The organism is Candidatus Saccharimonadia bacterium (assembly GCA_035544015.1).
Taxonomy (GTDB): Bacteria; Patescibacteriota; Saccharimonadia; order UBA4664; family UBA4664; genus UBA5169.
This window is the reverse complement of the sequence record DATKIP010000012.1, coordinates 189,886-214,106: the sequence shown is the minus strand read 5'-3', so window position 1 is coordinate 214,106 and position 24,221 is coordinate 189,886. Positions and strand designations below refer to the sequence as shown.

The 24,221-nt window shown below is 59.0% G+C and carries 29 protein-coding genes; 24 read left to right on the top strand and 5 right to left on the bottom strand.

What is annotated here, in order from left to right; genetic code table 11:
• Positions 1-20: 20 nt before the first annotated feature.
• The 3 genes from VMT30_01720 to VMT30_01710 all read left to right on the top strand — a co-directional run bounded on the left by VMT30_01720 (position 21) and on the right by VMT30_01710 (position 2,281).
• Positions 21-518 (top strand): YajQ family cyclic di-GMP-binding protein, encoded by a 498-nt coding sequence (locus VMT30_01720; GenBank protein HVQ43662.1) that lies wholly within the window; start codon positions 21-23, stop codon positions 516-518.
• A gap of 164 nt (positions 519-682) precedes the next feature.
• The gene (gene recA, locus VMT30_01715) at positions 683-1,654 is read left to right on the top strand and encodes a recombinase RecA (protein ID HVQ43661.1); all 972 of its coding nucleotides are present in this window, start codon (positions 683-685) and stop codon (positions 1,652-1,654) included.
• Positions 1,655-1,657: 3 nt separating this feature from the next.
• Positions 1,658-2,281 (top strand): RecX family transcriptional regulator, encoded by a 624-nt coding sequence (locus tag VMT30_01710; protein HVQ43660.1) that lies wholly within the window; start codon positions 1,658-1,660, stop codon positions 2,279-2,281.
• Positions 2,282-2,392: 111 nt separating this feature from the next.
• Here the strand turns inward: VMT30_01710 and VMT30_01705 are convergent, their stop codons facing one another.
• Positions 2,393-2,923 carry a PRC-barrel domain-containing protein gene (locus VMT30_01705; GenBank protein HVQ43659.1) on the bottom strand — a complete coding sequence of 177 codons (531 nt, stop codon included), beginning with the start codon at positions 2,921-2,923 and terminating at the stop codon, positions 2,393-2,395.
• 156 nt (positions 2,924-3,079) lie between these two features.
• On the opposite strand from VMT30_01705, the gene rpsF reads away from it, so the two are divergent.
• The 6 genes from rpsF to VMT30_01675 are packed head-to-tail and all read left to right on the top strand — an operon-like array spanning position 3,080 to position 6,020.
• A complete protein-coding gene (gene rpsF / locus VMT30_01700) occupies positions 3,080-3,481 on the top strand; it encodes a 30S ribosomal protein S6 (GenBank protein ID HVQ43658.1) in 402 nt (133 codons plus the stop codon).
• Positions 3,482-3,958 (top strand): single-stranded DNA-binding protein, encoded by a 477-nt coding sequence (ssb, locus tag VMT30_01695; GenBank protein ID HVQ43657.1) that lies wholly within the window; start codon positions 3,482-3,484, stop codon positions 3,956-3,958. It begins immediately after the preceding gene.
• Between the two features lie 17 nt (positions 3,959-3,975).
• Entirely contained in the window at positions 3,976-4,194 is a 219-nt protein-coding gene (rpsR, locus tag VMT30_01690; protein HVQ43656.1) for a 30S ribosomal protein S18, read from the top strand.
• Between the two features lie 12 nt (positions 4,195-4,206).
• The gene (gene efp, locus VMT30_01685; protein HVQ43655.1) at positions 4,207-4,770 is read left to right on the top strand and encodes an elongation factor P; all 564 of its coding nucleotides are present in this window, start codon (positions 4,207-4,209) and stop codon (positions 4,768-4,770) included.
• A gap of 9 nt (positions 4,771-4,779) precedes the next feature.
• Positions 4,780-5,523: a TlyA family RNA methyltransferase gene (locus VMT30_01680; protein ID HVQ43654.1), complete on the top strand. Its 744-nt coding sequence runs from the start codon at positions 4,780-4,782 to the stop codon at positions 5,521-5,523.
• Positions 5,520-6,020 (top strand): 8-oxo-dGTP diphosphatase, encoded by a 501-nt coding sequence (locus VMT30_01675; protein HVQ43653.1) that lies wholly within the window; start codon positions 5,520-5,522, stop codon positions 6,018-6,020. The genes VMT30_01680 and VMT30_01675 overlap by 4 nt, the downstream gene beginning before the upstream one ends.
• On the opposite strand, the gene VMT30_01670 is transcribed toward VMT30_01675, so the two are convergent.
• Both VMT30_01670 and ychF read right to left on the bottom strand, forming a co-directional pair.
• Positions 6,017-6,769 carry an HAD-IIB family hydrolase gene (locus VMT30_01670; protein HVQ43652.1) on the bottom strand — a complete coding sequence of 251 codons (753 nt, stop codon included), beginning with the start codon at positions 6,767-6,769 and terminating at the stop codon, positions 6,017-6,019. The two genes, VMT30_01675 and VMT30_01670, sit on opposite strands and share 4 nt — an antisense overlap.
• Positions 6,762-7,838: a redox-regulated ATPase YchF gene (ychF, locus tag VMT30_01665; GenBank protein ID HVQ43651.1), complete on the bottom strand. Its 1,077-nt coding sequence runs from the start codon at positions 7,836-7,838 to the stop codon at positions 6,762-6,764. Before ychF ends, VMT30_01670 begins: the two co-directional genes overlap by 8 nt.
• 90 nt (positions 7,839-7,928) lie before the next feature.
• On the opposite strand from ychF, the gene VMT30_01660 reads away from it, so the two are divergent.
• The 12 genes from VMT30_01660 (at position 7,929) to VMT30_01605 (ending at position 17,636) form a co-directional block, all read left to right on the top strand.
• Positions 7,929-8,159 carry a hypothetical protein gene (locus VMT30_01660; protein ID HVQ43650.1) on the top strand — a complete coding sequence of 77 codons (231 nt, stop codon included), beginning with the start codon at positions 7,929-7,931 and terminating at the stop codon, positions 8,157-8,159.
• Positions 8,156-8,338: a hypothetical protein gene (locus tag VMT30_01655; GenBank protein ID HVQ43649.1), complete on the top strand. Its 183-nt coding sequence runs from the start codon at positions 8,156-8,158 to the stop codon at positions 8,336-8,338. The genes VMT30_01660 and VMT30_01655 overlap by 4 nt, the downstream gene beginning before the upstream one ends.
• A 244-nt stretch (positions 8,339-8,582) precedes the next feature.
• The gene (locus VMT30_01650; protein HVQ43648.1) at positions 8,583-9,836 is read left to right on the top strand and encodes a hypothetical protein; all 1,254 of its coding nucleotides are present in this window, start codon (positions 8,583-8,585) and stop codon (positions 9,834-9,836) included.
• 156 nt (positions 9,837-9,992) lie between these two features.
• The gene (locus VMT30_01645) at positions 9,993-10,505 is read left to right on the top strand and encodes a hypothetical protein (GenBank protein ID HVQ43647.1); all 513 of its coding nucleotides are present in this window, start codon (positions 9,993-9,995) and stop codon (positions 10,503-10,505) included.
• Positions 10,502-12,400 (top strand): hypothetical protein, encoded by a 1,899-nt coding sequence (locus tag VMT30_01640; GenBank protein ID HVQ43646.1) that lies wholly within the window; start codon positions 10,502-10,504, stop codon positions 12,398-12,400. Before VMT30_01645 ends, VMT30_01640 begins: the two co-directional genes overlap by 4 nt.
• Before the next feature lie 199 nt (positions 12,401-12,599).
• The gene (gene pilM, locus VMT30_01635; protein HVQ43645.1) at positions 12,600-13,640 is read left to right on the top strand and encodes a type IV pilus assembly protein PilM; all 1,041 of its coding nucleotides are present in this window, start codon (positions 12,600-12,602) and stop codon (positions 13,638-13,640) included.
• The gene (locus tag VMT30_01630) at positions 13,637-14,227 is read left to right on the top strand and encodes a PilN domain-containing protein (GenBank protein ID HVQ43644.1); all 591 of its coding nucleotides are present in this window, start codon (positions 13,637-13,639) and stop codon (positions 14,225-14,227) included. The genes pilM and VMT30_01630 overlap by 4 nt, the downstream gene beginning before the upstream one ends.
• Complete coding sequence (locus VMT30_01625; GenBank protein HVQ43643.1) at positions 14,214-14,840, top strand: hypothetical protein; 627 nt, start codon at positions 14,214-14,216, stop codon at positions 14,838-14,840. The genes VMT30_01630 and VMT30_01625 overlap by 14 nt, the downstream gene beginning before the upstream one ends.
• Positions 14,837-15,094 (top strand): hypothetical protein, encoded by a 258-nt coding sequence (locus VMT30_01620; GenBank protein ID HVQ43642.1) that lies wholly within the window; start codon positions 14,837-14,839, stop codon positions 15,092-15,094. Before VMT30_01625 ends, VMT30_01620 begins: the two co-directional genes overlap by 4 nt.
• A gap of 49 nt (positions 15,095-15,143) precedes the next feature.
• Entirely contained in the window at positions 15,144-16,916 is a 1,773-nt protein-coding gene (locus tag VMT30_01615; GenBank protein HVQ43641.1) for a GspE/PulE family protein, read from the top strand.
• A gap of 64 nt (positions 16,917-16,980) precedes the next feature.
• On the top strand, positions 16,981-17,211 hold the full coding sequence (locus VMT30_01610) for an AbrB/MazE/SpoVT family DNA-binding domain-containing protein (GenBank protein HVQ43640.1): 231 nt from the start codon (positions 16,981-16,983) through the stop codon (positions 17,209-17,211).
• The gene (locus tag VMT30_01605; protein HVQ43639.1) at positions 17,208-17,636 is read left to right on the top strand and encodes a PIN domain-containing protein; all 429 of its coding nucleotides are present in this window, start codon (positions 17,208-17,210) and stop codon (positions 17,634-17,636) included. The genes VMT30_01610 and VMT30_01605 overlap by 4 nt, the downstream gene beginning before the upstream one ends.
• 100 nt (positions 17,637-17,736) lie before the next feature.
• Here the strand turns inward: VMT30_01605 and VMT30_01600 are convergent, their stop codons facing one another.
• On the bottom strand, positions 17,737-18,123 hold the full coding sequence (locus VMT30_01600) for a hypothetical protein (GenBank protein HVQ43638.1): 387 nt from the start codon (positions 18,121-18,123) through the stop codon (positions 17,737-17,739).
• Between the two features lie 154 nt (positions 18,124-18,277).
• Here VMT30_01600 and VMT30_01595 point away from each other — a divergent pair, with 154 nt between their 5' ends.
• Together VMT30_01595 and VMT30_01590 are read left to right on the top strand one after the other, a co-directional pair.
• On the top strand, positions 18,278-19,351 hold the full coding sequence (locus tag VMT30_01595) for a type IV pilus twitching motility protein PilT (protein ID HVQ43637.1): 1,074 nt from the start codon (positions 18,278-18,280) through the stop codon (positions 19,349-19,351).
• A 6-nt stretch (positions 19,352-19,357) separates the two neighbouring features.
• Positions 19,358-20,584, top strand: coding sequence for a type II secretion system F family protein (locus VMT30_01590; GenBank protein ID HVQ43636.1), 1,227 nt, complete (start codon positions 19,358-19,360; stop codon positions 20,582-20,584).
• 559 nt (positions 20,585-21,143) lie between these two features.
• Here the strand turns inward: VMT30_01590 and VMT30_01585 are convergent.
• On the bottom strand, positions 21,144-23,480 hold the full coding sequence (locus VMT30_01585; GenBank protein ID HVQ43635.1) for a hypothetical protein: 2,337 nt from the start codon (positions 23,478-23,480) through the stop codon (positions 21,144-21,146).
• 227 nt (positions 23,481-23,707) lie between these two features.
• Between VMT30_01585 and VMT30_01580 the strand changes: the two genes are divergently transcribed.
• On the top strand, positions 23,708-24,172 hold the full coding sequence (locus tag VMT30_01580) for a type II secretion system protein (GenBank protein ID HVQ43634.1): 465 nt from the start codon (positions 23,708-23,710) through the stop codon (positions 24,170-24,172).
• Positions 24,173-24,221: the final 49 nt, after the last annotated feature.

The window sequence follows — 24,221 nt, the reverse complement described above, 5'->3', positions numbered from 1 at the left end:
CGCGATAAGGGAGACGAGCGATGGCGAAGGATTTTTCGTTTGATGTGGCCAGTGACTACGATGTGGCCGAGATGACCAATGCGGTGGATCAGGCGCAGCGGGAGCTGGGTCAGCGGTTTGACTTTAAGGGGACGGCGGCCAAGCTAGAGTTTGCGGATGGCAAGACCGGGGTGCAGATAGAGGGGGAGACGAAGAACCAGCTCGATGCGATTTTGGACATGTTCCAGAGCAAGTTGGTGAAGCGTGGCGTGTCGCTGAAGGTGCTGGATGTGAGCAAGGATCCGGTTGCCGGTGGCAAGGAGATGCGCTGGAGCGTGCCGTTTAAGAAGGGGCTGGATCAGGACAAGGCGAAGCAGATTACGAAACTGATTCGCGACAAATACCCGAAGGCGAAGGCGCAGATCCAGGGCGATATGGTGCGGGTGAGCTCGACGAGCAAGGATGATTTGCAGGGGGTGATGGTGGCGCTGCGCGAGGCGACTTTTGACTTTCCGCTCGATTTCCAAAATTACCGTTGACAGTTCGGTTTGTGTTCGGTTACTATGAGCTCACATAGATAACCAGATCAAAGGACAGTACAATGAGCACAGAACTAGCGGAGAAGGTAGTAATGGAACCGAAGGCGGACAAGGCGGTAAAACCCGAGAAGGTTGAGAAGACGATCGGAGAAAAGGCCGAGCGTATGAAGGCCATTGATCTGGCGATGGCGCAGATTGAGAAGCAATTCGGAGCCGGCTCGATCATGAAGCTGGGTGAGGCTCACAAGATTGACGTGGCGACGATTCCGACCGGGTCGCTGTCGCTGGATTTGGCGTTGGGTGGCGGGTTGCCGCAAGGGCGGATTATTGAGATTTACGGGCCGGAATCGAGCGGCAAGACCACATTGGCGCTGCATGCAGTGGCGGAGGTGCAAAAGAGCGGGGGTACGGCGGCGTTTATTGACGCGGAGCACGCTTTGGACCCGGAGTATGCGGGGCGGATCGGGATTAACCTCGACACGTTGTTGATTTCGCAGCCCGATACGGGCGAGCAGGCGCTCGAGATCGTGGAGACGCTGGTGCGGTCGTCGGCTGTGGATATTGTGGTGGTAGACTCGGTGGCGGCGTTGGTGCCGCGGGCCGAGATCGAGGGCGACATGGGCGATGCGCATGTGGGCCTGCAGGCGCGGCTGATGAGCCAGGCGTTGCGCAAGCTGACCGGGGTAATTTCCAAGAGCAAAACCACGGTGGTGTTCATTAATCAGCTGCGGCTCAAAATTGGCGTGATGTTTGGCAATCCCGAGACTACGGCCGGCGGGCAGGCGCTCAAGTATTATGCTTCGGTGCGCATGGATATTCGCGGTTCGGAGCAGATCAAAGACGGCGACGTTTCCATCGGCAAGCATGTGAAGGTGAAGGTGGTGAAGAATAAGGTGGCGGCGCCGTTTAAGGTGGCCGAATTCGATATTATGTTTAACGAGGGGATCTCGACGGCCGGCGATTTGGTTGATCTGGCGGTGAAGTTCGGGCTGGTGATCAAGAGCGGGGCGTGGTACTCGTACAAAGAGGAGAAGATCGGTCAGGGGCGAGAGGCGGCTAAGCAGTATCTGAAAGATCATCCCGAGCTGATGGTGACGCTCGACAAGGATATTCGCAAGCTCGCTCAGGCGGTCTAGATTATGCCGGTCGTTACGGCGATAAAGCGAAAGTCGCGGCTTAGAGGCGCGGTGCTGTTCCGGGTGTTCATTGATGAGGTCTTCGCGTTTAGTTTGAGCGATCTCGAGCTCAGTAATAGCGGTATTCGAGTGGGCCAGGAGCTCAGTGAGGGCCAGATTGGGGAGTTTCGCGCGGAGGCTAAGGAGTCCAAGGCGTATGCCTTGGCTCTGCGGTATCTCGGAGTGCGGATGCGCAGTCGTCGGGAGCTCGCGGACTATCTGGCCGGCAAAGGGTGTGAGCCGGCTGAGATCGAGGTCGCGATTGGGCGGCTGGAGGGGTTGGGGTTGGTCGATGACCTCAGGTTTGGACGGGCTTGGATAGCGGACCGGCAAGCGGTGAGACCGCGGAGCCGTCTGAGGCTTGCCCAGGAGTTGGCCGCGAAAGGTGTGGCTCGGGATATTGCGGAGGTGGCGTTGCGTGATATGGCGCCGGAAAGCGAGCTTGAGTCACTTAAACAGCTCATCCAGCGCAAACGCAGATTAAGTGGCTATGCAGATGAGCGTAAGCTCACGGCTTATTTGCAGCGGCAAGGCTACCGCTGGGATCTCATCAAAGAGGCTCTGGAGGTGTCGTCTGAATTGGACTAGTTGGCGGTGACGAGGCGGTAGACGAGAACAAATGCGACGGCAAAAATGAGGATGACTAGCACGATATGGTCCGATTATCTGACCTCAGTGTAGCTTAAGAGGTTTTCGATATCAAGGTTGGGTTTCGGGTAGGGAATCGGTATTTAACAGGGCATCCTGAACCGTGGTGTCGCGAACGGTAATATGACTCGGGGTGATATCAACGATTTGGGTGCGGTCGATAATGAGATTCGGGCTAAACCAGCCCCAAAATAGAGGCCGGCGGATATGAAGCTTTTGTACCCGATTGGTATCGAGATTGATTGAGTAATCTTCGACCGAACCCAGCCGGCGGCCGGTGTCGGCTATCACGGATTGACCTAGCGGGGAGTAGCGGTCTTTTAGATCGGCTTTGAGTCGTACGATATCGGCTGGGTCGGTGAGGTCGTCTTCGTCGTCGATGATGACGCAATCGGCGGCGAATTGCCGGATGTCGCGCGTCATGAGCAGGAAGGCTTGGCTGCGGGGAGCTACGCGACAGGTAAAGGCGATGACTTGCAGGGCGGTGATGGTGAGGAGCGGTTCGCCGATCCAGGCGACGGCCTGGCCGGTTTGGAGGCTGATGATGGGTTGGCCGGTGAGGTTGCTCTCCAGAGTATACATGAGGCCATTGTACACTGCCCGGAGGGCTCGAACTGATTGACGGGGGTGCCAAAACCAGGTACAATTACAAGGTTTTACAACCACTAACCTTTTTGCGTACGGCAGGAGCCGGGCGCATCCGTGGGAATGCACCGCGGTTTCCAGAGAAAGGAATCAATGCAAAAGACTTATGAGTTGATGGTGCTGTTGCACCCCGATCTCGAAATCGACGTGGAAGCGCCGATTACTAAGGTCGAAAATCTCATCGCCGATGCCGGCGGAAAGGTTCTGAAGCGCGATAACTGGGGCAAGAAGCGCCTGGCTTATCGAATCGCGCGTCAGGACTTTGCTATTTACGTGTATTTTGAGGTGACGTTGCCACCTGAGGGCGTTGCGCAGCTCGATAGCACTATTCTTATTATGGAAGAAGTGCTACGGCATATTTTGGTGGTGCACGAAGAGAATCCTCCTCGCGCTGAAGCCAAAAAAGATGATAGGGGTGATAAGAAGGCCGAGGTAGTAGCCGAGGCTAAGGGTGAAGACGAAGCGAAAGCAGACGAGAAAGAGGGAGACAAGTAGATGGCAAAAAGCTTTAACCAAGCCATAATTATGGGTAATCTGACGCGCGATCCGGAATTGCGCTCGACCCCCAGCGGTCAGCAAGTGGCATCGTTTGCGGTGGCCACCAATCGGAGCTGGATGGATCAGAGCGGTGAACGTAAAGAGGCGGTGGAATACCACGAGATTGTGGCTTGGGGAAAGCTTGGAGAGCTAGCTGCTCAGTACTTGGCCAAGGGCCGCAAGGTGATGGTGATCGGCCGGTTGCAAACTCAGAGCTGGGAAAAAGACGGCGTGAAGCGTCAGCGCACGGAAATCGTGGCGAGCGACGTCAACTTCCTGGATGGCCCCGGCGGAGCGCCGGTTGGGGGCGGGGAGCCTCGCAGCGGTGCCGCGTCGGCCGGTAGCAACCCGGCTTCGGCGGCCAAGTCCGACGATGTGGTGATCCAGGATCTGGACGCCAATTCCAACATTAATTTAGATGACATCCCGTTTTAGGGGTTTAAGGAACACGAATGGCTAATTTTTATTCAAAGAAAGTCTGCCGCTTTTGCGCCGAGAAGGTCGATTATGTCGACTACAAGGACGTGAAGCTGTTGCAGCGGTACCTCTCGAGCTACGGCAAGATCGAGGGTCGCAAGCGCACTGGTAACTGCTTGCGTCACCAGCGGCGCGTAGCCGTGGCGCTCAAGCGCGCTCGTCACATTGCTTTGCTGCCGTTTACGGTTCGGTAGTCTGATATGGCGATGGTTTACGGACACACGGATCTGAAGATCGGGGTGCTAGTGGAACTCGAGGGTGCGCCGTACCGCGTAGTGGAATACTCGCATAAGGCTATGGGCCGCGGTGGTGCGGTGGTGCAGGTGAAGCTCAAGAATTTGCTGAGTGGTGGCGTGGTGGAGAAATCATTCCGTAGCTCAGATAAGATTCTGCCGGCCGATGTGAGCCGGGTGAATATGCAGATGCTATACCGTGAGGGCGACAATCTGGTTTTTATGAATAATGAGACCTACGACCAGGAAACCGTGAGCACTGAAGTGCTCGGTGATCAGGCCAAATATGTGGCCGATGGGACGACGGTGGGTTTGCAGATGTTCAACGGCCGGGTGATTGGCCTTGAAATCCCCAATGCGGTGCAGTTGGCGGTCACTGAGACCGAGCCGGGCGTGAAGGGCGACACCGCTACCACGGCGCTGAAGCCGGCTACGCTAGAGACCGGCGTGCAGGTAATGGTGCCGCTGTTTGTGAACGAGGGCGACCGCGTGAAGGTGAATACCTTGAGCGGGGCCTACCTCGAGCGCGCTAAGTAGGCGACTGGCGTGAAGCAGCGGCTTGATGTGCTGATGGTGACCCGGGGTCTGGCGCCCACGCGCACGCAGGCGCAGGCGCTGATTATGGCCGGCCAGGTGTCGGCGGAGGGGCGGCGGCTGGAGAAGCCTGGCTTGATGGTGCACGCGGACACTTCGCTGCATGTGAAGGACCAGCCGCGATACGCGAGCCGGGCGGGGGACAAGTTGGCCTCGGTAGTGGAGCATTTTGGGCTCGACTTTGGAGGCAAGATTGTGCTCGATGTGGGCTCGTCGACGGGCGGGTTTACGGATTTGGCGCTGCAGCACGGCGCGGCGCGGGTGTATTGCGTGGATGTGGGGACCGGCCAGCTGGCGTACAGATTGCGGCAAGATGAGCGCGTGGTAGTGATGGAGCAGACGGATATTCGCGACGTGACGGTCGGCGATGCGGGCAAGGCCATTCCGGAGCCAGCGGATATGGCGGTGATGGACGTGTCGTTTATCTCGCTTACCAAAGTGCTAGAGGTTGCGGCGGCGTTGGTAAGACCGGGTGGGCTGCTTGTGGCCATGGCGAAGCCGCAATTTGAGGCGGGCAAAGCGTTGGCGGATAAATATCACGGGGTGATACCGCTGGGGGGCGAGCGGGACGAGGTTTTGGGCGATTTGCGGCTGTGGATGCGCGAACGGTTCGAGATTATGGCCGAAATGGACTCGGCGGTGTCGGGCGCTGAGGGGAATGTGGAGCGGTTTTTCCTGCTCCGGACTCGCTCATGACGCTAGCGGAATATGAAGCGGCGCACGACGGAACGTTTAAGCAGGTGACGTTGGTCTTTTTGCGCCGGCCGGGCGAGCTGTTGCTGGCCATGAAGAAGCGGGGATTTGGCGCCGGGCATTGGAATGGGGTGGGTGGCAAGCTGGAGGCAGGCGAAACCTACGAAGCGGCGGCTCGGCGCGAGGTGACGGAGGAGATTGGCGTCGAGGTAGGCGCGCTTACGGAGGCCGGGATGCTGAGGTTTTATTTTGAGCGTGATCCGGGTTTTGAGATGCAGAATATTTTGTGCCGGGTGTATGTATGTGAGGTGTGGGTAGGTGAGCCGATGGAGACCGAGGAAATGGCGCCACGGTGGTTTGATGAGCGGGAACTCCCATATGACGAGATGTGGGCTGATGATCGGTATTGGTTGCCGGAGGTGTTGGTGGGTAAGTATATTGAGGCTGAGTTCTTGTTTGGTGGGGAGGGTGAAGTGCTCGATATGCGGCTTCGATCTTAGGCGTAACGCTCGATCATCTGGGCGAGGCCGTCCTCATCGAGGGGAGGCGCAATGAGGACGGCTGCGGCTTTGAGGGTGGGGCCGGCGTTGCCCATGGCGATTTTGAGGCCGACGGAGCGGAAGAGATGCAGGTCGTTGTCGCCATCGCCGATGCCGATGCTGGCTGCGCGGGGCACGCCGAGCCGCGTGAGCACATCGGTGACGGCGTGCTCTTTGGTGGCGTCGCTGTGGGTGATGTTGAAGGCGAAACTGCCGTCGCCGCTCCAGTCGGGTACTACATTGGCGCTGAGGTTGGGGATGGTTTCGATGGTGCTTTTGAGATGCTCGACGTCTGCGGCTGGGACCTGGCCGACATAGATAATTTCGAGGTCCTCGGCTAGGGTGGGGTGGATTGCGGGGGCGTCCGAAGCTATGCGTTCTTCCCGCAGAAATAGTGAGTAGGGGTGGTCTTTGACGATGCTGAAAATGGCGTGCACTGCGGCTTGGGGCAAGGTGGTGATTTTTAAGACCTTGTGGTCGGCGGGATCAATGATAATGGTGCCGCCGGAGATGATGCAGGGGGCGGTGAGTCCCAGTGCCTCGATTACGGGCATAGCGTAGCGCAGTGGCCGGCCCGTGGCGGCTACGAGGTGGATGCGGTCGCGGTGAGCGGCGACGGTGCGCACGAGCCGCTCTGAGGGCATGCCGTCGCGCCGGTTGGGGATGGCGGTGCCGTCGAGGTCGAAAAATATGGCCTGGTAGTTAGACATTAAAGCGGAATTCGACTACGTCGCCGTCTTGCATGAGGTAATCTTTGCCTTCCAGCCGCGCCTTGCCGGCGGCGCGGGCAGCGGGCAGGGAGCCGGCGGCCATGAGGTCGTCGTAGCTGACGATTTCGGCTTTGATAAAGCCTTTTTGAAAATCGGTGTGAATGACGCCGGCGGCTTCGGGGGCGGTGGCATCGCGGGGGATGGTCCAGGCGCGGACTTCTTTGGGGCCGGCGGTGAGGTATGTCTGCAGGCCGAGTGTGCCAAAGCCGGCGTGGGCGAGTTGGTCGAGGCCAGATTGGGTGCTGCCGAGCTCGGCGAGCAGCTCTTGGGCTTCGTCGTTCGGGAGGTCAATGAGCTCGGCTTCGATCTGTGCGCACAAGAAAATACTGCTGGCAGGAGCGACTAATTTGGCCAGATCATTTTGCATAATTTTATTGTTCAAATCTTGTTCATCAATGTTGAACACAAAAATAAATGGCTTGGCAGAGAGTAAATTTAGGTCTTTGAGCAAATCAAGATCGAGGCCGGCGCTGCCGAGGAGCTGTCCGTGGTCGAGAATTTCGCGAGCTTTTTGAGTGATTTCGAGGACCTGTCCGAAGGTTTTGGGGTCGCGCTTGGCGTCGCCTTCGAGCCGGCGCAGGCGGGCGTCGACGGTGGCGAGATCGGCGAGGATGAGCTCGGTGTTGATGGTTTCGATGTCGCGCAGGGGATTGGGGTCACCGTCGACGTGCAGCACATTGGGGTCAGAGAAGGCGCGCACGACCTGCACGATGGCGCTGGCTTCGCGGATGTGGCTGAGGAATTTGTTGCCCATGCCCTGGCCCTCGCTGGCGCCGCGTACGATGCCGGCGATATCGACGAAGGTGACCGTGGCGGGCACGATTTTCTCGGTGTGGTAGAGCTCGGCGAGGGCTGCGAGGCGGGGATCGGGTGGGGCCACGATGCCGACGTTGGGCTCGATGGTGGCAAAGGGGTAGTTGGCCGCCAAGACATTGTTCTTGGTGAGCGCGTTGAAGAGGGTGGATTTGCCGACGTTGGGCAGGCCGACGATGCCGAGGGAAAGTGACATGGGGCTATTTTACAGATTTGGGGATGGTATGGCTAGGCGAGGTCAACTATGATGTGCTTACCGTGAGTTTGATGATCAAGGAGGGTCGGTATGGGTGAATTGGGTCCGTCACCCGAGCAAGAGCCGAGATATATGAGAGAACAAGTGTTGCAGGTGCTCGCTGGGTTGGTTGCGAAAGGCTATGATCACCCGGATGCTTTGCCTTTGGAGGGTGACCCGGAAGTCTCTGCAGCACAGCAAGCGGTGGACGCTTGGCGGGCCCAAGAGCTGGAGGCGGCGGCGAAGAGCCTGTTCCCGGTGCAGATATCCTGGCGACTATGAGCGTGGACACCATTTTCGTGGATGCGGGCTTTCGTAATCCAGACTACTTGGACGAAGTCTGCGGATCTTCTCTGGATCATGATCTGGCTGATGCCGAGGACGCTGATTTGCCTGAGGTGGCGGAGCAAATTCGGGCGAAGATAGCCGAGCTCGAGGCGTTACGGGACAATTCCGTGTAGATTTCGGGAGTCGGAATCATTGACAAAAGCGTCTATATTTTGTATAGTTTCAAAGAAAATTTGGCCAGAGCCAAAGTTTTAACTTTGACAAGTTGGTCCGATTTTTTTGTTTTCTGTGGGGCTGTCTTGGGATGCGGTGTGGCTACTTCTGTTTGGGAGTGGCTGCACCGCATCCTGATGAGGCCCACGGGGGGCCTCGCAGGATCGGGTCCCGAAGTTTGGGACTGTCACGGGGAGGAACTGTATGTCTCCACGAAGGACGGGTCGTGTCGGGGGGCGTGGGCGGATCGCAGCGTTTGCGATCTTGCTCGTGGCTCTGATGGGCGCAACGCTCACCTCGGGCACCGCGTACGGCAGTGCGGCGCCCCCGCCGATCGGCGGGCTGAAGCCGCCTCCGCCGGCCACGAAGCCGGCACCGAAACCGCCGGTGGCCAAGAAGCCGCCGGTGAGGAAGCTCGCGGCCACGAAGCCGGCGTGCACCAACAACACCAAGGCGGCAGTGCACCACACGTACAACCGCAACACCGGTGACGTCAGCGTCAGTGTCAGCCAGAAGCTGTGCAAGGTGCTGTACTACCGGGCGGCGGTCTGGGTGGAGCTCAACCCAGGCCTCGGGAAGGCCCACCTGTTCCCACAGGGACTGGTGGCCACCACCAAGGTGTACCCGTTCCAGAATCCCTTCCGGGGTTCGTACGTCGTCAAGGCGCCGCCTCACGGCATCTGCTACACGCAGTCCGACGGGTACGCCGCCTACGGTCGGGTCCCGCACATCCCATCCGTCCTCACGAAGGGCGGCCGGGGTAACGGCGAGGACTCGTACCTGAGCACCTTCTCGACCGGTCCGGGTACCTACACGGTGCCGAACCTCAACAACCCGAACTGCAGGCCGCCGACGCCGCCGCGGCCGGTGGGCAAGTTCGCTTGCGCGCTGAACTGCGTCGGAACCGGTGTGTGGACGATTCCCATCAAGAACGCGTCCATCTGGACCGAGCAGGTGGGCTACCAGCTCCCCGTGCTCGACAGCGCCGGCAAGCCGGTCCTGAAGGATGGCAAGCCGGTCGTGTACACCAGCGCCGCCGTCACAGTGAAGCCAGGGAAGTCGGCGACCATCAAGGTGCCATCTCGCAACAAGGTGGCCCTGACGGTGCTGTACCGCTACACGTTCAGCCGTACCTGGGTGGCGGGTCCCAAGCAGGTGGCGGATTGCCCGCCGCTGCCCACCTTCACCCACTCGGAGACCGACACCTGCGCCTGCAACGGGAAGGCATCGGGGCACCACGACTTCCGGCTCGTCCCCAACACCCTCGGGGACGGCCAGGAGTTGCGCGTGCTCAACGCCCAGAACCGCGTGGTGTTGACGGTCAGCCGCAGCAAGCTGGCGGGGTCGGTGTCGTTCTCGGGGGCCTCCAACCTCCGGGTCGAGCGACGCACCCAGCACGCCAACGGCACATGGACCGCGTGGTCCAAGGTGGGAGGCCACTACGTGACGGGGGCGTGAAATCGGGCTAGCAAGTCGCACTAAACGCGCGGGAGGGGTGGCGCACTGCCATCCCTCCCGCGTGGTCCACGCAATTATTTTATTTTGGTTCACGAAGCGCAAGCAGTTTGACCGCAGGCCGGCATTGGCCTAGAGTAAATTCAAATGCCGCAAGTAGTGATTGATACTGGAGCTTCGAAGCGACGCGCACGGATGATGGGTGCGGGTGTGGTTGTGGTGGTGTTGGCGGTGGTTGTGGGCGTTTTTGTCTTCATGAAGCTACAAAAGCCGGATACTGCGGTGGCGACCAAGCAGACATTGCTCAAGGCTCAAGACAATTCGTTTAGTGGTAAGTATGACGCCGCGATAGCCTCTTTGCGGACTCAGCTAACGGCGGTGAAGACGAATGAAGAAAAGCTGAGCTTGTACGCGGCTATTGGTTCAAATTATGAAGCTAAGGGTGATTTTCCGGGTGCGCTTGATGCGTACAAGACGGGGCAGGCCTTGATGGAAACGTACGGCATTGATTTTTCGGTGGCGCGGGCGGCGGAGAGCGCCGGCAATAAGGCGGTGGCGCTGGATTTCTATAAGCGGTGCCAGAAGATGATCAAAGACGGGACTTCTAAGCAGCACGCCGGCGAACTGCCACGGATTGAAGCGGCGATAACGCGCGTGGGAGGTACGCCGTGAGGCAGCGATTTTCGAGGCTGGTAGTGGCGGTGCTCACGGTGCTGACGGTATTGCTGCCGATGGGTGAGGCCTGGGCGGCGCCGTTTGCGCGGGCGGAATACCATGGGTATTTTTTGAACGCATTTGATGACTGGGGCGACAATGTTTTAAACGCTGGCATTCATCCGACCCCGGCTCCGCTGAGCCCGACCGGAAAGCCGTGTGTGGAGTCATTTATTGCGGCTATAAAGACCTACTTGGTTTCGGGGAGTCCTCAGGATAAAACCGGGGCTCGGTTTTTGGTACTGACCATGACGGGGAAGCCGGCTGGCACGGTGTGGCCGGTAAACCCAGCCTTAACGGTGCTGATTGCGGACTGGGAAGGCCGAGTCCGCTACTACAGCGACCAAAATTGGGTTACGTGGGGGCCCAATTGCGACGGAGTGCCCCATGCTTTTAGCACTAACACGTTTTGGCAAGGTAACGGCCCGGGTTCTAATCCGAACGACGATGCGTGGTACAACGATCCGGGTGGTTCGACGCCGGACGCGATTATTTTTCACCAGCCGGCGACGACGGATTTTTACGCGATTCGCGAGGCCTGCGCCAACCCATTGGGCGACGCGAACGGCTTGAACCAGCCAACTTTTAATGTAAATCTGAGTGCGTCGTCGAATCCGCCGCAGGTGGCTGGAGTGGCCAAGGTGGTGGCGGGTGACCCGGTGGATATCAACGTGGGGCTGGTGAATAGCGGCCCGGCACCTTCGCAGCCGGGGGATTTGCAGGTGATGTATCCGGGGGCGGCGTTTGCGACCGCGCCGTGTCCGGTGGCGTGCGCCACGACGCCGGCGCAGCAATCGGTGCTCACGGGGGGGCATTCTTCTGGCGACGGGTTTAGATCGGCTTCGGCCATTGGGGGGGTGGTAGGCAAGAACTGGTTTTGGAATGTGACGGGGATGGGTGCAGGTGCCACGAACGGACGCGTGACCTTTACGGTGCCGGCAACAGCGCCGGTGGGGAGTACGTTTACGGTGGACGTGTGGTTTGAGCCGACGAACTTGGCGGGGGCGCAGGATCATGTGCAGCTGCATTTTCGCGTGATCTCGCGGCGCGTGCCGGGCATCGAGGCCGATAGCGGCGATGTGCATGCCGGCGATTGTACTCAGCCGGCGGCTAACGGCTATGTGCAGACCAACGCCAGCGGGGCCTCATTTGGCCAGTATGCGGTGTCGGCGACGGCGGGCATTAGTAATTTTGCTTCCAATAATAATGCGGCGGCTGATTCGCTGAGGCTAGGGGTGAACGGTGGCTACGCTTGTTTGCAGCGGCCGGATATTTATGGGATTGCAGCGGCGGGCATGTCGGGGCCGGGGTACACCACGATCCCCGTGCAGGATTTTTTCCTGACGGGCAATGAAGAGGGAGTGTATTACTACATCGGTGTGTCCCCGCTTAAGCTGCACGGGACCGTGGGTAATCCGCTGGCACCGGGGGTAGCGCGCCGGCCGGTGACGATCGTGACGAACGGCAGCGTGGAGATTACGGGGAATATTACGCTCAATCCGACGATTTTGCCGGCGCACAGCGTGTCGTCGCTGGGAATTATTGCGAACGGCGGGATTTCGATTGACCCGGCGGTGACGCGGGTGGATGCGTATCTGTTCTCGAACGGGACTATTAATACGTGTAACGCGGTGGCGGCGGCGTGTTCGACTCCAACTTTGCGTATTAACGGCTTCATGATGGGCAAACAGCTGATTTTTGGCCGGCTCGGAGCGGCGAACACCAACGGTACTCCGGTGAGCGAGCAGGTGGTGCTGACGCCGCAGATTTATCTCAACCCGCCGAAATATTTTGATTCTAGTATTGATGATATTTTGCTGCAGGGGCAGGGTGAGAGGGCGCCGCTGTTTTAGGGATTGGCTCCTGCGGGAGTGGGTGAGGGAGTGCGATCCGAACTCGGCCTTTTTGCCAACTACGTTGCGCGGTGTTGTTTGGCGGATAGCATTCCCTCACCCATGCCCTCCGGCGCGTCACCTGGGGCGTCTGGTGGGGGCTGGGGAGGGAAGTGGAAAATGGTTTCACTTGTATAATGGTTATGGTAAAGTTTAGGCCATGGGACTGTTCGTAAAAGACACGGAATTTTTTGGCCTGGACATTGGTTCGTCGGCGATCCGGCTGGTGCAGCTGCGGCGCGGCGGAGACCATCCGGCGCTGGTGGCGTACGGGGCTTTGCCGGCTCCGGCCAACCTGACGGCGAGTGATTCGCAGCTCGATCAAGACAAGGTGGCGGAGCTGATTCGGCAGCTGGTGCGCGAGAATCGGGTGGCGCTCAAGAATGTGGTGGTGGGACTATCGGCCAACAAGGTGTTTGCGACCGTGATCACGACGCCGAAGCTTGATAACGCGCAGTTGGCGAAGGCGATTCGGTATCAGGCGGAGCAGTATATTCCGATGGCGCTCGACCAAGTGAAGCTGGATTGGTCGGTGATTGACCAGAGCAAGGACGGCAAGCAGCTAGAGGTGCTGCTGGTAGCGGCGCCGAATTCGGCGATTGAGCGTTATGTGAGCATTTTGGAAAAGGCCGGTCTTGAGCCGCTGGCCATGGAGCCCAACGCGACGGCAGTGGCGCGGGCGCTGATGCCGGCCAACAACCTAGCCGTGGTGGTGGTGGATTTTGGCTCGCTGGAGTCGGATATCTCGATCGTGTGGAACAACGCGCCGCGGCTGATCCGCTCGGTGTCGGTGGGCGGTACTACGATGGTGCGGTCGGTGGCGCAAAACCTGGGCCTCGACGAGGTGCAGGCGAACCAGTTTACGTTCAAGTTTGGTTTGACGCAGAGCAAGCTGGAAGGCCAGGTATTTAAGGCGATCAAGCCGACGCTCGACAACCTGGTGAGTGAAGTGGAGAAATCTACGAAGTACTTTTTGGGCCGGTATCCGGATGTGAAGCTCGAGAAGCTGGTGGTGACGGGCGGGCCATCGAGCCTGCCCGAGCTGGGGCCGTTTTTGGCCAACTCGACCGGGTTGCCGGTGGAGTTTGGTAATGCGTGGGTAAATGTGTCGTACCCCTCCGGGCTGCAAGATAAGCTCATGGGCCTCTCGGTGGAGTATGCCGCGGCGGTGGGCCTGGCGGGCCGGGGGTACATCGCATGAGCACGCTGATCAACCTGCTGCCGGATCTGCGGCAGGCTAAGCTGCGTGAGCGCCGGCGCCGGCAGTTGGTGTCGGGGGTATCGGTGACGATTTGGATCGTGTGCGGCGCGGTGGTGGCTTTGATGTCGATCATCGCGGCGGGGCAAAAAGTGTCGATTAGTAATCACACGAAGGCGATTACGCAAGGCAAGACCGATCTGGAAAATGTGGCGGGCTTGCTCGACGCGTTGACTGCCGAAGAGCACCTGAAGGCGTTGCCGGCATTGTATGACCAGCGCGTGTACCTCACGAAATTCTTCAAGGCTTATAGCGAGGCTAGCCCGGTAAGTACCACGATTTCGTCGCTGTCCGCGGACAATCAGAATGTGCTGACGGTGCGCGGGGTGGCGCCGACCTATGCTGAGGTGGCCAAGCTGGCGCGAGCGTTGATTGGATCGAATGTGACGGTGGGTAGCTCGGCGTTGGCTAGCAATAGCCCGTACTTTTCGGATGTGACGATTCAGAGTGTGGACAGTGGCGACAAGACGGGTGTGAACTTTACGATTAAAGCGACCATGGGGTCGGGGGTCACCAGTGGCAGCAATTAATACGGAAAAACTATCGAGCAATAATCTGATGATTGTTTTGCTCTTGATCAACCTGCTGGTGTTGGGGGCGTCGGGGTTGGTGGCGAAGTCGCTGTTTGGGACGATTGCGCGCGACCGGGTGGTAAATGAGAAAAAAGGGGTAGCGGAGAAGCAGGTGAAGGAAGATCTGGCAGCGGCGCCAAATTTGGTGGACGCGTTCAATAACCTGGGTTCGAAAGCGGCGCTGGTGGCCGACGCGTTGCCCAACGCCGTGGACTACCCTAGCTTGATCGTGACGCTCGAGAATATGACAAATGCGGCCAGCACAAAGCTCAAGAATATTACCGCGGCGCCGGATGCGGGAGTGAGTGCGGTGCCGGCTACTGGCACAGCGCCGGCGGCGGCATCGACGGCGGGTCCGACGCCGCAGACGTTTGCTTTCTCGATCAATACCACGAGCAATTATGATAGCTTACTTAAGCTCCTGGGTGAATTCGAGACCTCGGCGCGGCCGATGCGCGTGACCGGCCTGCAGCTGACCGGCGGCGGTAGCAGCATGAGCGCGCAGATTGATGCGCAGACGTACTACCAGGACAAAGCCAAGCTACCCTTTAGCACGGAGACGGTGAAATGAAACAAAAGGACGTGATTTACGCGGTTTTGGCGGTGGTGATTTTGATGGTGGCTGGTTACATTGGCTATACGCAGCTGGTGCCCAAAAATGCTAACGGCAAGAGTACGACGGTGGAAGTGGAGAAGATTGGGGTGATCCCGGGCGATCTGGATTCGGCGGGTCTCGACCGGATTGGCGATGGCGGGAAGGTGATTGACTACAATTCGACGCCGGATCTGAGCGGTTTGGGTAACAGCGCACCGTTTGGTCCGTGACGGGTGGTTTGAGGCAGGGGGCGTTTTGGCGCAAGAGAGGTGAGGATTAATGCTATCAGTTGAGAGCCAGCATCGAATCGAGGAGCTCCTGCTTGAGGGCAAGCTCATGGCGCCCGCTGATCTGGAGGCGGCTAAGGTCGATGCGCTCAAAGAATCGAAGCCGCTGATTGCCTATATTGCCGAGAAAAACTTGGTGGGCGAAGAGGATTTGACCCGGATTTCGGCCTCGGCTATGGGTGTGCCGTATGCCAACCTCAACAACATTACGGTGCCGGAAGACATCACGAAATTGCTGGCTCGTGATACGGCTGAGAATTATTTGGCGGTACCGTTTGGGATGCAGCAAGGGCGGCTGGCGGTGGGGATGCTTGATCCCACCAACATCCAGGCGGTGGACTTCCTGAGCCGCAAGGTAGGGCATACGGTGACGGTGTATTTGGCGTCGCGGGGCTCGATCGACCACGTGTTGGCGCAGTTCCATAGCGACGTGGCGGCGGACGTGGCGTCGGCCATGGATGTGGCCAGGGTGGACGACCACCCCAAGGTGGAGGCCAAGAGCGCCAAGGCCATGGCCAACCTGGTGCAGGACGCGCCGATCACCCGGGCACTGAATGCGATTTTGGACTATGCGGCGCAGAGTAGGGCGTCGGACATTCACATTGAGCCGAGGGAGCACGAGCTGAAGATTCGGTACCGCATCGACGGCATCTTGCAGGAAACGATGACGCTGCCGAAAAATATTGAACCGGCGCTGATTTCGCGCATTAAGATTTTGAGCAACCTGCGCATCGACGAACACCGGATCCCGCAGGATGGGCAGTTCCAGATAAGCTCGGCCGGGCACGAGATTGACCTGCGTATCGCTATTAGTCCGGTGGTGTGGGGTGAGCAGGTGGTGATCCGGTTGCTCGACAAGAGCGGGACAGTGCTGACGCTGGAGTCGCTGGGCTTTCGCGGGCGGGCGGCGCGGCTGATTGATGAGGGTATCCATAAGCCGCACGGTATGACGCTCAGCACGGGGCCGACGGGTTCGGGTAAGTCGACCACACTGTACGCCATTGTGCAGGAGCTTAAGGATGTGTCGATCAACATTGTGACACTGGAAGACCCGGTGGAGTACAAGATGGACGGAATTAATCAGATTCAGGTGAACGCGGACGTGGGGCTGACGTTTGCAAGCGGTTTGCGCAGTATTTTGCGCCAGGACCCGAACGTGGTGCTGGTGGGGGAGATTCGGGATAAAGAAACGGCGGATCTGGCGGTGCAGGCGGCGCTCACGGGGCACGTGGTGCTCTCGACGATTCACACCAACTCGGCGGCGGGGGTGTTGCCCCGCATGCTCGATATGGGCATTGAGCCGTTTTTGATCGCGAGTACGATCAACACGGTGATTGGGCAGCGGCTGGTGCGCAAATTGTGTGAGATTTGCAAGGAAAAGGTGGAGACGAATGAGGCGCAGACGAAGTCGGTGATGACGACCATTGGGAATGTTTTGCCCAAGACGAAGGCCGACCTCGATAAGGTGAAAAAGGATGTGGGCTACGATGTGGTGCCGATCGCCGATCAAAAGAGTTTCACGATCTACAAGCCGGTGGGGTGCCGGGAGTGCGTGAAGGGCTACAAGGGGCGCATTGGGATCTACGAGGTGTTTGCGATGACGCCGGCGATGGAGAAGCTGCTGCTGGGGCACGCGACGACGAGCGAGGTGCAAAACCAGGCGTCGAGCGACGGGATGCTGACGATGAAGCAAGACGGCTACTTCAAGGTACTCAATGCACTGACGACGCTTGAGGAAGTGGCGCGGGTGGCGGCGGACTTTTAGGAGTGGCGGTAGGGATTCGGTGTTCAACCTTGACTAACGTTGAACGTTTTGCTATGTTCTACGTATGATTTCGAGCAAGCTGTCGGCTAAATATCAGGTGGTGATTCCGAAGGAGTTGCGGCAGGGTTTGAATATGCGGCCGGGCCAGCGAGTGTATTTGTCGGCGGGGGAGAATGATGAGCTGATCTTGACGGCTAGGCCCGATGTGGACCAGTTTTTGGGGGTTTTGCAGCCGGCGGTTGAAGACCCGGTGGCGTATCAAAAGCGGGTGCGGGTGGATAAATCCTCCCTATGACGGGTCGTTTGGCGCTCGATACTAATGTGTTGCTGTATGCGCTGACGCGGGGATCGGCGTTTTATGAGCCGGCGGCGGCGATTTTGCGGGGGCAGACGGATTGCGATCTTATGGCTTCGGAGCTGGTGGTGGCCGAATTGTTGAGCCATGACAGCGTGGGGTCAAAGGCTGAATATGAGAAGGTGGATGGCTTGATTCGGTCGCAGGTGTTTGAAGTGGTGCCGGTGTCGGCAGAGGTGTTGTACCTGGCGGCTGGTTTGCGGCGAGAGCATCGGCTGACGTTGGCCGACGCGATTCATGTGGCGGCAGCGGTGGTGGGCAAGGCGACGCATTTTGTGACGAACGATCGGGATTTGCGGCGGTGTACGGTGGCGGGCCTCGAATTTTTGGACTTGGAAACGGTGGGACGGCTGATGGCGCGGTAATTTTGGGACTGGGCAGCAGGACGCCCCGGCCTCCGCGGATTTCGCGGGAGGCCGGGGCGTGTGCCCGTGCAAGGGGGGTCGCCCCGGGGGTTGCGGGACGTCAGGGGACGAGCTGGATGGTGATGCGGAAATCGCCGGGTCGCTTGATCGTGACGCCGCCGACGAAGGTCGTGACTCGGTCGCCGACGAAGATCGCGACGTGGTTGAAGCCCTTCGTGATGATCTGTCCGCTGATGCGAGTTTCGGATGGGACCACAGCTTCGATCGTGTCGCTCTGCGGTTCGTCGGGGCTGAACGCGTTGTTGCGCCAGAAGCTGACCGTGATCTTCACCGAGTGGCCGGTGAGGAGTGACCCGAGACGCTCGATGAGTGTGGGGAGATTCGCCTCCGTGACCTCGATGGTCTCGTCGGGGGTGCCGGGTTTGTGGTCGGGGCCGCCGTCGTCGTGCCAGCGGTGGATGTCCGTTTCGGTACCCAGACTTGCCATGGGGTGCTCCCTTGCGTGGGGCGTGAACGCGGGACCGCGCTCGTTTATAGATGTTAACAATATATGACCAGTTTTGTCAATAATTGGTTGCCGAAGAGGCTGCTAGTGTACAACGTGATACCCCTTGTGCTTTAATAGGGATAATTAGAGGTGAATGGTGGAGAGAAGCGCCCTCAAAATCGAAACAATGCTCGAACAGGTCATCAAGTTTGATGCCTCAGACTTGCACTTGCAGGTGGGTTTGCCGCCGATGTTGCGCGTGGATGGTGCGCTCAAGCCGATCGATGAGACGCCGGTGCTCGAAGCGGCCGACGTGGAGAAGCTGGTGTTTTCGATTCTCGACGATGACCAAAAAGAGATTTTGCTCAAAGACAAGGAAGTGGATTTTTCCTTTGCTTTCGGAAATTATGGTCGGTTTCGGGTAAACGCGTTTCACGAGCGGGGCAACATCGCGGCGGCGTTGCGGCTGATTCCGTCGAAGGTGCGAACGCTCGAGGAGCTGCAGATGCCCAAGACGCTGCAGGAGTTTACGAAGTTTCCGCGAGGCTTGGTGCTCGTGACGGGGCCGACGGGTTCGGGTAAGTCGACCACGCTGGCGGCCATGGTGGACAAGATTAACACCGAGCGGTCGTGCCATATTTTGACGATTGAGGACCCGATTGAATACGCCCACAGCTCGAAGAAATCGATCGTGGTGCAGCGCGAAATTCACTACGACACGTACTCGTTTGCGGCGGCGCTGCGGAGCTCGTTGCGCCAAGACCCGGACGTGGTGCTCATCGGTGAGATGCGCGACCTGGAGACGATCGCGGCGGCGGTGACGATTGCTGAGACGGGGCACTTGGTGCTGGCGACCCTGCATACGAACTCGGCGGCCCAGAGCATCGACCGCATGATCGACGTGTTTCCGCCGCACCAGCAGCAGCAGATTCGAGTGCAGCTGGCGGGCATGCTGCAGGGCATTTGCTCGCAGCGTCTGGTGCCGGGGATCGGCGGCGGGCGCGTGGTGGCGGCGGAGATTCTGGTGGCCACCGGGGCGGTGCGCAATATCATTCGCGAGGGCAAGACGCACCAGCTCGACGCGGTGATTCAGACCGGTGCGGAATACGGCATGCAGAGCATGGACCGGCAGCTGGTGCAGCTGGTGCAGGAAGGCAAAATTAGCTACGATGAAGCCAAGAACTTTGCGATTGATTTGCAAGAACTTGACCGCCTAATGCGAGGCTAACCGCTTATGTTGACGTTCGTTTATACTGCTCACAAAACGGCCACCGGCGAGATGGTCAAAGCTGATGTGCAGGCCGAAAACGAGAATTCGGCGGCCAAATTGTTGATCAGCCAGGGGCTGTTCCCGATTTCGATTCAGCCCAAGGATGGCGGCGGGCTGCTGGCTAAGAGTGGTGTGGGCAAGCGGGTGAGCGCGAAGGACCGGGTGATCTTCACGCGGCAGCTCAGTACGCTCATTAATGCCGGTCTGCCGCTGACGCAGTCGCTGCGCACGGTAGCGGATCAGATAACCAACAAGGCGCTGCACCAGGTGGTGGCGGAGGTGGTGTCGAGCGTGGAATCGGGGACGAGCTTGAGCCAGTCGTTTGCTAAGCATCCGAAGATTTTTAGCGATATTTATGTGAGCTTGGTGGCGGCGGGCGAGGCTACGGGTACGCTCGATAAATCGCTGGAGCGCATTGCCAACCAGCAAGAAAAAGATGCGGCGATCGTGGGCAAAATTCGCAGCGCGTTGATCTACCCGGTGATTGTGCTGGGGGTGATTGTGCTTGTGCTGGTGTTTATGCTCACCACGGTGCTGCCGCAGGTGGGGAGTTTGTACAAGGATTTGCACAAAGACTTGCCGGCGCTGACGCAAATTTTGCTCGCGATTTCGAATTTTATTGTGCACTTTTGGTTTTTGGTGCTGATTGCGCTGGGGGCGGCGGGATTTGCGATTCGGAGCTTTATTCAAACCGAGCGAGGGCGCTCGATGGCGGACCGGTTTAAGATTAGCATGCCGATATTTGGGAAAATTTTCCGCAAGGTGTACATGGCGCGGTTTGCGCGGACGCTGGGGACGATGCTGCAGAGCGGTATTCCGATGCTGGAGGCGCTGCGGATCGTGAAGAACGCGATCAACAACGTGCACGTGGAGGCGGTGCTCGAGAAGAGTATGCAGGGCGTGAAGGGCGGCAAGGCGTTGTCGTCGACGCTTGAGAATGAAGAGGCGTTCATTAAGCTCGTGCCGCAGATGATCAAGATTGGTGAGCAGTCGGGCGCGATCGACAGCATGCTCGACCGGGTGGCGACGTATTACGAGAACGAGGTGGACGAAGAGGTGAAGAACATCTCGACCACGATCGAGCCGCTGATGATGGTGATTTTGGGCGTGACGGTGGGCGGCGTGATCGCGGCGATTTTGCTGCCGGTGTACTCGCTGGTGGGTAGCGGGGGCGTGGATAATTTGAAATGATCCCGCGGGATGTCCCATCGCTGCTAAAGTTTCAGGTCGGGTGCTTTACGGTAGCAGCTATTTTCATCTTTGTTGTTGGTTCAGTGACTCCAGACACAATACCCGGTCCAATTGTCTCTACGCTTTTTATGGCGGCGGTCTTTGTTGCGTATTGCGTGTGCACTCTATTCAGCAGTAACTTTGTGGCAAAGATTTTATTGGCTGTCTTGGGTCTTTTTATAACTCTTTCAGTCCTGTCGGCGATGTTTAGAACTCCTCCTTGCGACGGATACTATAATAGGGTGTCGTGCGTGAGCCTGAACTTGCCTTTGATTCATTTGGGTAGCTTTGTCATAGCTTTGTTTGTGATTTTAGGTCTTGTCGCTGCTTTTGATGTTATAAAAATCAGAAGTAAACCGGTACCAAAAAAGCGACGTTAGTTGCTTAATTTTGAGTGATCGAGGATGAGTGCTCCTTTCCGGACGATCCGGGGACTGCTCCCGGGATCGTCCGGGTTGGGGTGTGGGCCCGGGTTATCCCGGGCTTGGGGGTGGCTCAGGTTGTGCTGGGCCGGGGTTGGTTACCAGCTGGTGCCGGTGGCTACGGCGGCTACCGCATTGGCGATGCGGGTTTGGCCCGGCGTGCTGCTCGTGACCGAGCCGCTGGGGTGCGGGTAGCCGTAGAGCCGGGTGAGCTGGAGGTACCCGCTGGCAACGGGTGTGGCTCCGAAGTTGGCCCGGAGGTCGATCAGCTTGACGTTGCTGCCGGTGACGGCGGCATGATCGGCATGGAGCAGGTCAACCACCGACTTGACGCCATGCCAGGCGCCGGAGTCGTTGTAGCAGATGCTGGTGTTGTCCTCGACGTACGGGTAGTCGACGTTGAGCCCTCGTACGCCCGGCGACACCGAGCTCGCGATGGTCATGAGCCCCTGGAGGTTGCTCGTGATGGTTGCGTTGAGCGTCGGGCTGCCGGCGCCCAGCGTGGTGTAGACCGACTGGGTGTCGGGGCAGTCCGTGACGCCGTTGGCCGTGGGAACTGCCCAGGGGCCGTAGGCGGAGGCGAAGTGGTTGATGTACCACGAGGTCATCACCGAGATCCAGTTCGTGTCGTCGGACCCGCCGGTGAAGGCGAGGTAACTCCACGAATTGTAGCGCGGGTAGAGCTCGGCGCGGATGGCGTCGGCTTGGGTGCCTGGTGCGGCCCACGAGCTGCTGCCGGGAGCGAAGGTCGCGTCGCCGAAACTCTGCGCGCTGGCTCCGCTGAGGGCGGCGTTCTTGCTGATGATCTGCCAGTTCGCCGACAGATGGAGTGTGCTGCTCATGGTGAGGGCGGTTTTCGGCAGCCACGAGAACGCGTAATCGTTGGGCTGCACCAAGGGCGCGCCGGCGATGCTGCAGGGAATGTTGCCGGGGTAGAGCGGTGCGTCGGCGGCGTTGGGGCAGTAGCGCTCGTCGCTGTCGTGGTGATGCCCGCTCAGGAACGAATCGCCGACGCCGACCAGGAGGCCTGCCTTCGGTGTGCGTACCGGGAGCGGGGTGCCCCAGGCGTTGGCGGTGCCGTTGGTCTTGACGGAGCGTACCCACAGGTACCAGATTTGATCTGGTTGCGTGCCGCCGTTCCAGACTGTTCCGGAGCCGCTGTAGACGCCCATGAAGTTGAGCGGGCCGGTGCGGGTGGTCATGTTGGTGATGGTCTGGAAGTTGCCCGTCGGCGCCGTGGTGGCGGATGTGCTCCAGCCGAGGTCGTAGCGCATGTTGCCCGTGGCCGAGAGGCCCACGGTGACCTGCCGCACGCCGTACGCGTCGTGCGACGTGGGGGCGGCGATGGCTACCGTGGAGTTGGCGGGTTGGGTGGCGGGGTAGGCGGCGAGTACCGGCGAGGGGGAACTGAGCTGAGCATCCCAGGTAGTGACGGTGAGTTGAGTGGGGGTGCCGCCGCTGGCGCTGATCATGTATAGGTCGGTAGCGTCCGTTGTGCTGGTGTATCCGTTACTCATGAAGTAGATCGTGGCGTTGTTGGCGCTGACTCGCGGAGATCTGTCGTTCTTGTAGTTGCTCTCCGTGGTCAGCACTTGCCGAGCTACGCTCGTGCCGCTGAACGGGGCGCCTGATCCCGTATACGTGAAGTAGACGATTCCGGTGCAGTCCGCGCATCCGCCGCTCTGGCTGCTGGCAACGTAGATGCGGCTACCGTCGTGCGACCAGGCCGGTGAGTAGTCGTTGAAGCCAGATGGCAGCTCGTGGTCGTTGGCGCCGTTAACGTCGACGACGTGGATTTTGAAGCCGGTTGGTCCGTAGGCGTCGTAGGCGAGCCTGGTGCCATCAGGCGACCACGTGACGTCGTAGACTTGGGAGCTTCCGCTGTAGGCAGTTGTTTGGACTCCGGTGGTGATGTTTACTACCTTCACTCGCCAGATTCCTGTGGCTCCGGAATACTTGGTGAATGCGATGCTCTGGCCGTTCGGCGACCACTGAAGGCCGTACATGGTGTAACCATGCGGTGGTGTGCTCGTGCAGTCTTCCCAGGGGAGATTGTCTTCGCAGTTTACGCCGCCGGCGGCTTCTCGTACGCCGGAGCCATTCGAGTTCATGATGGCTATACCGGCGGCGGTGCCGGGGACTACGGAGCCGTAGTAGGCGATGCGGCTTCCGTCGGGCGAGATGTCTGGGTACTGCGCTGACGGATCGCCCGGGATCTGAGAGCTGCTTCCGTCTGAGGCGTGCCTCAGGTAGATGCCGGGATTGTTGTTGGCCTTCAGATATACCACATCGCCTGCCGCGACGGCCGCGTTGGCCGCAGGGGCGGTGAGGGCGATGGTGGCGGTGGACACTCCGGCGACGATGCCGAGACTGGCCAGGAAGGTGGCCATGGCGGCCAGCAACCTTCGTGCGGGTGGTACCGGTCGTTGCGACACGGTATCTCCGTTTCTCTCAAGGAACTAGATGGCGGGTGCCGTCCAGCCTGGAGAGCATACGACACCGAGGGGGGTACGTGTCAACGGTTTTCCGGCGGCGATTTTGTGCTAGATGGAGCCGAAGTGGTCAGCCAGGACACTCAGTTGACAAGCTTTAAGCATAAGTGGCATACTCAAGCCAAGTTGTAATGATTCAACTCATTAAATTAATTGAAAGGTGAGTATAGGTGAGTAATCTCCTAAAGAAAGAGAAGGGGTTTACCCTTATCGAAATCGTCCTCGTCTTGGCCATTGCGGGTCTTCTGCTCGTGATTGTCTTCTTGGCGGTGTCCGGGGCGCAGAAGAGTCGGCGTGACTCGCAGCGCAAGAACGACTTGAGCCGTATCGCGGCTCAGCTGGAGAGTTTTGCTGGTAACTACAATGGTTGTTACCCGGGTTCTGCCAGTGCTGGTGGTTGTACTGCTACCGTTCCGGACTGGACCGCGTTTTGGGGTAGTAGCTACATTACCGGTGGTAACTTTAACGATCCCACTACGGGCGCTGCCTACACTAACGGTGGTGCGTTCAGTGCTAACCCGGCGCAGGGTGCGGTGACTTATCGCTATGGTACATCTTGTGATGGGACCACTGGTCGCACGTATAGTGTATCCATGGGTCTTGAGCAGGGCTCGATCTGCCGTGACACTAAGTAGTCTGCTGGCGTAGTTCGCAAAAAGAGGCCTTCGGGCCTCTTTTTGCGTG

What these genes read in the sequence shown, in the direction of transcription:
- VMT30_01720 (HVQ43662.1), top strand. Translation starts at nt 21, where the DNA reads ATGGCGAAGGATTTTTCGTTTGATGTGGCCAGTGACTACGATGTGGCC.
- recA (HVQ43661.1), top strand. Translation starts at nt 683, where the DNA reads ATGAAGGCCATTGATCTGGCGATGGCGCAGATTGAGAAGCAATTCGGA.
- VMT30_01710 (HVQ43660.1), top strand. Translation starts at nt 1,658, where the DNA reads ATGCCGGTCGTTACGGCGATAAAGCGAAAGTCGCGGCTTAGAGGCGCG.
- VMT30_01705 (HVQ43659.1), bottom strand. Translation starts at nt 2,923, where the DNA reads ATGTATACTCTGGAGAGCAACCTCACCGGCCAACCCATCATCAGCCTC.
- rpsF (HVQ43658.1), top strand. Translation starts at nt 3,080, where the DNA reads ATGCAAAAGACTTATGAGTTGATGGTGCTGTTGCACCCCGATCTCGAA.
- ssb (HVQ43657.1), top strand. Translation starts at nt 3,482, where the DNA reads ATGGCAAAAAGCTTTAACCAAGCCATAATTATGGGTAATCTGACGCGC.
- rpsR (HVQ43656.1), top strand. Translation starts at nt 3,976, where the DNA reads ATGGCTAATTTTTATTCAAAGAAAGTCTGCCGCTTTTGCGCCGAGAAG.
- efp (HVQ43655.1), top strand. Translation starts at nt 4,207, where the DNA reads ATGGTTTACGGACACACGGATCTGAAGATCGGGGTGCTAGTGGAACTC.
- VMT30_01675 (HVQ43653.1), top strand. Translation starts at nt 5,520, where the DNA reads ATGACGCTAGCGGAATATGAAGCGGCGCACGACGGAACGTTTAAGCAG.
- VMT30_01670 (HVQ43652.1), bottom strand. Translation starts at nt 6,769, where the DNA reads ATGTCTAACTACCAGGCCATATTTTTCGACCTCGACGGCACCGCCATC.
- ychF (HVQ43651.1), bottom strand. Translation starts at nt 7,838, where the DNA reads ATGTCACTTTCCCTCGGCATCGTCGGCCTGCCCAACGTCGGCAAATCC.
- VMT30_01660 (HVQ43650.1), top strand. Translation starts at nt 7,929, where the DNA reads ATGGGTGAATTGGGTCCGTCACCCGAGCAAGAGCCGAGATATATGAGA.
- VMT30_01655 (HVQ43649.1), top strand. Translation starts at nt 8,156, where the DNA reads ATGAGCGTGGACACCATTTTCGTGGATGCGGGCTTTCGTAATCCAGAC.
- VMT30_01650 (HVQ43648.1), top strand. Translation starts at nt 8,583, where the DNA reads ATGTCTCCACGAAGGACGGGTCGTGTCGGGGGGCGTGGGCGGATCGCA.
- pilM (HVQ43645.1), top strand. Translation starts at nt 12,600, where the DNA reads ATGGGACTGTTCGTAAAAGACACGGAATTTTTTGGCCTGGACATTGGT.
- VMT30_01630 (HVQ43644.1), top strand. Translation starts at nt 13,637, where the DNA reads ATGAGCACGCTGATCAACCTGCTGCCGGATCTGCGGCAGGCTAAGCTG.
- VMT30_01620 (HVQ43642.1), top strand. Translation starts at nt 14,837, where the DNA reads ATGAAACAAAAGGACGTGATTTACGCGGTTTTGGCGGTGGTGATTTTG.
- VMT30_01615 (HVQ43641.1), top strand. Translation starts at nt 15,144, where the DNA reads ATGCTATCAGTTGAGAGCCAGCATCGAATCGAGGAGCTCCTGCTTGAG.
- VMT30_01610 (HVQ43640.1), top strand. Translation starts at nt 16,981, where the DNA reads ATGATTTCGAGCAAGCTGTCGGCTAAATATCAGGTGGTGATTCCGAAG.
- VMT30_01605 (HVQ43639.1), top strand. Translation starts at nt 17,208, where the DNA reads ATGACGGGTCGTTTGGCGCTCGATACTAATGTGTTGCTGTATGCGCTG.
- VMT30_01600 (HVQ43638.1), bottom strand. Translation starts at nt 18,123, where the DNA reads ATGGCAAGTCTGGGTACCGAAACGGACATCCACCGCTGGCACGACGAC.
- VMT30_01595 (HVQ43637.1), top strand. Translation starts at nt 18,278, where the DNA reads ATGGTGGAGAGAAGCGCCCTCAAAATCGAAACAATGCTCGAACAGGTC.
- VMT30_01590 (HVQ43636.1), top strand. Translation starts at nt 19,358, where the DNA reads ATGTTGACGTTCGTTTATACTGCTCACAAAACGGCCACCGGCGAGATG.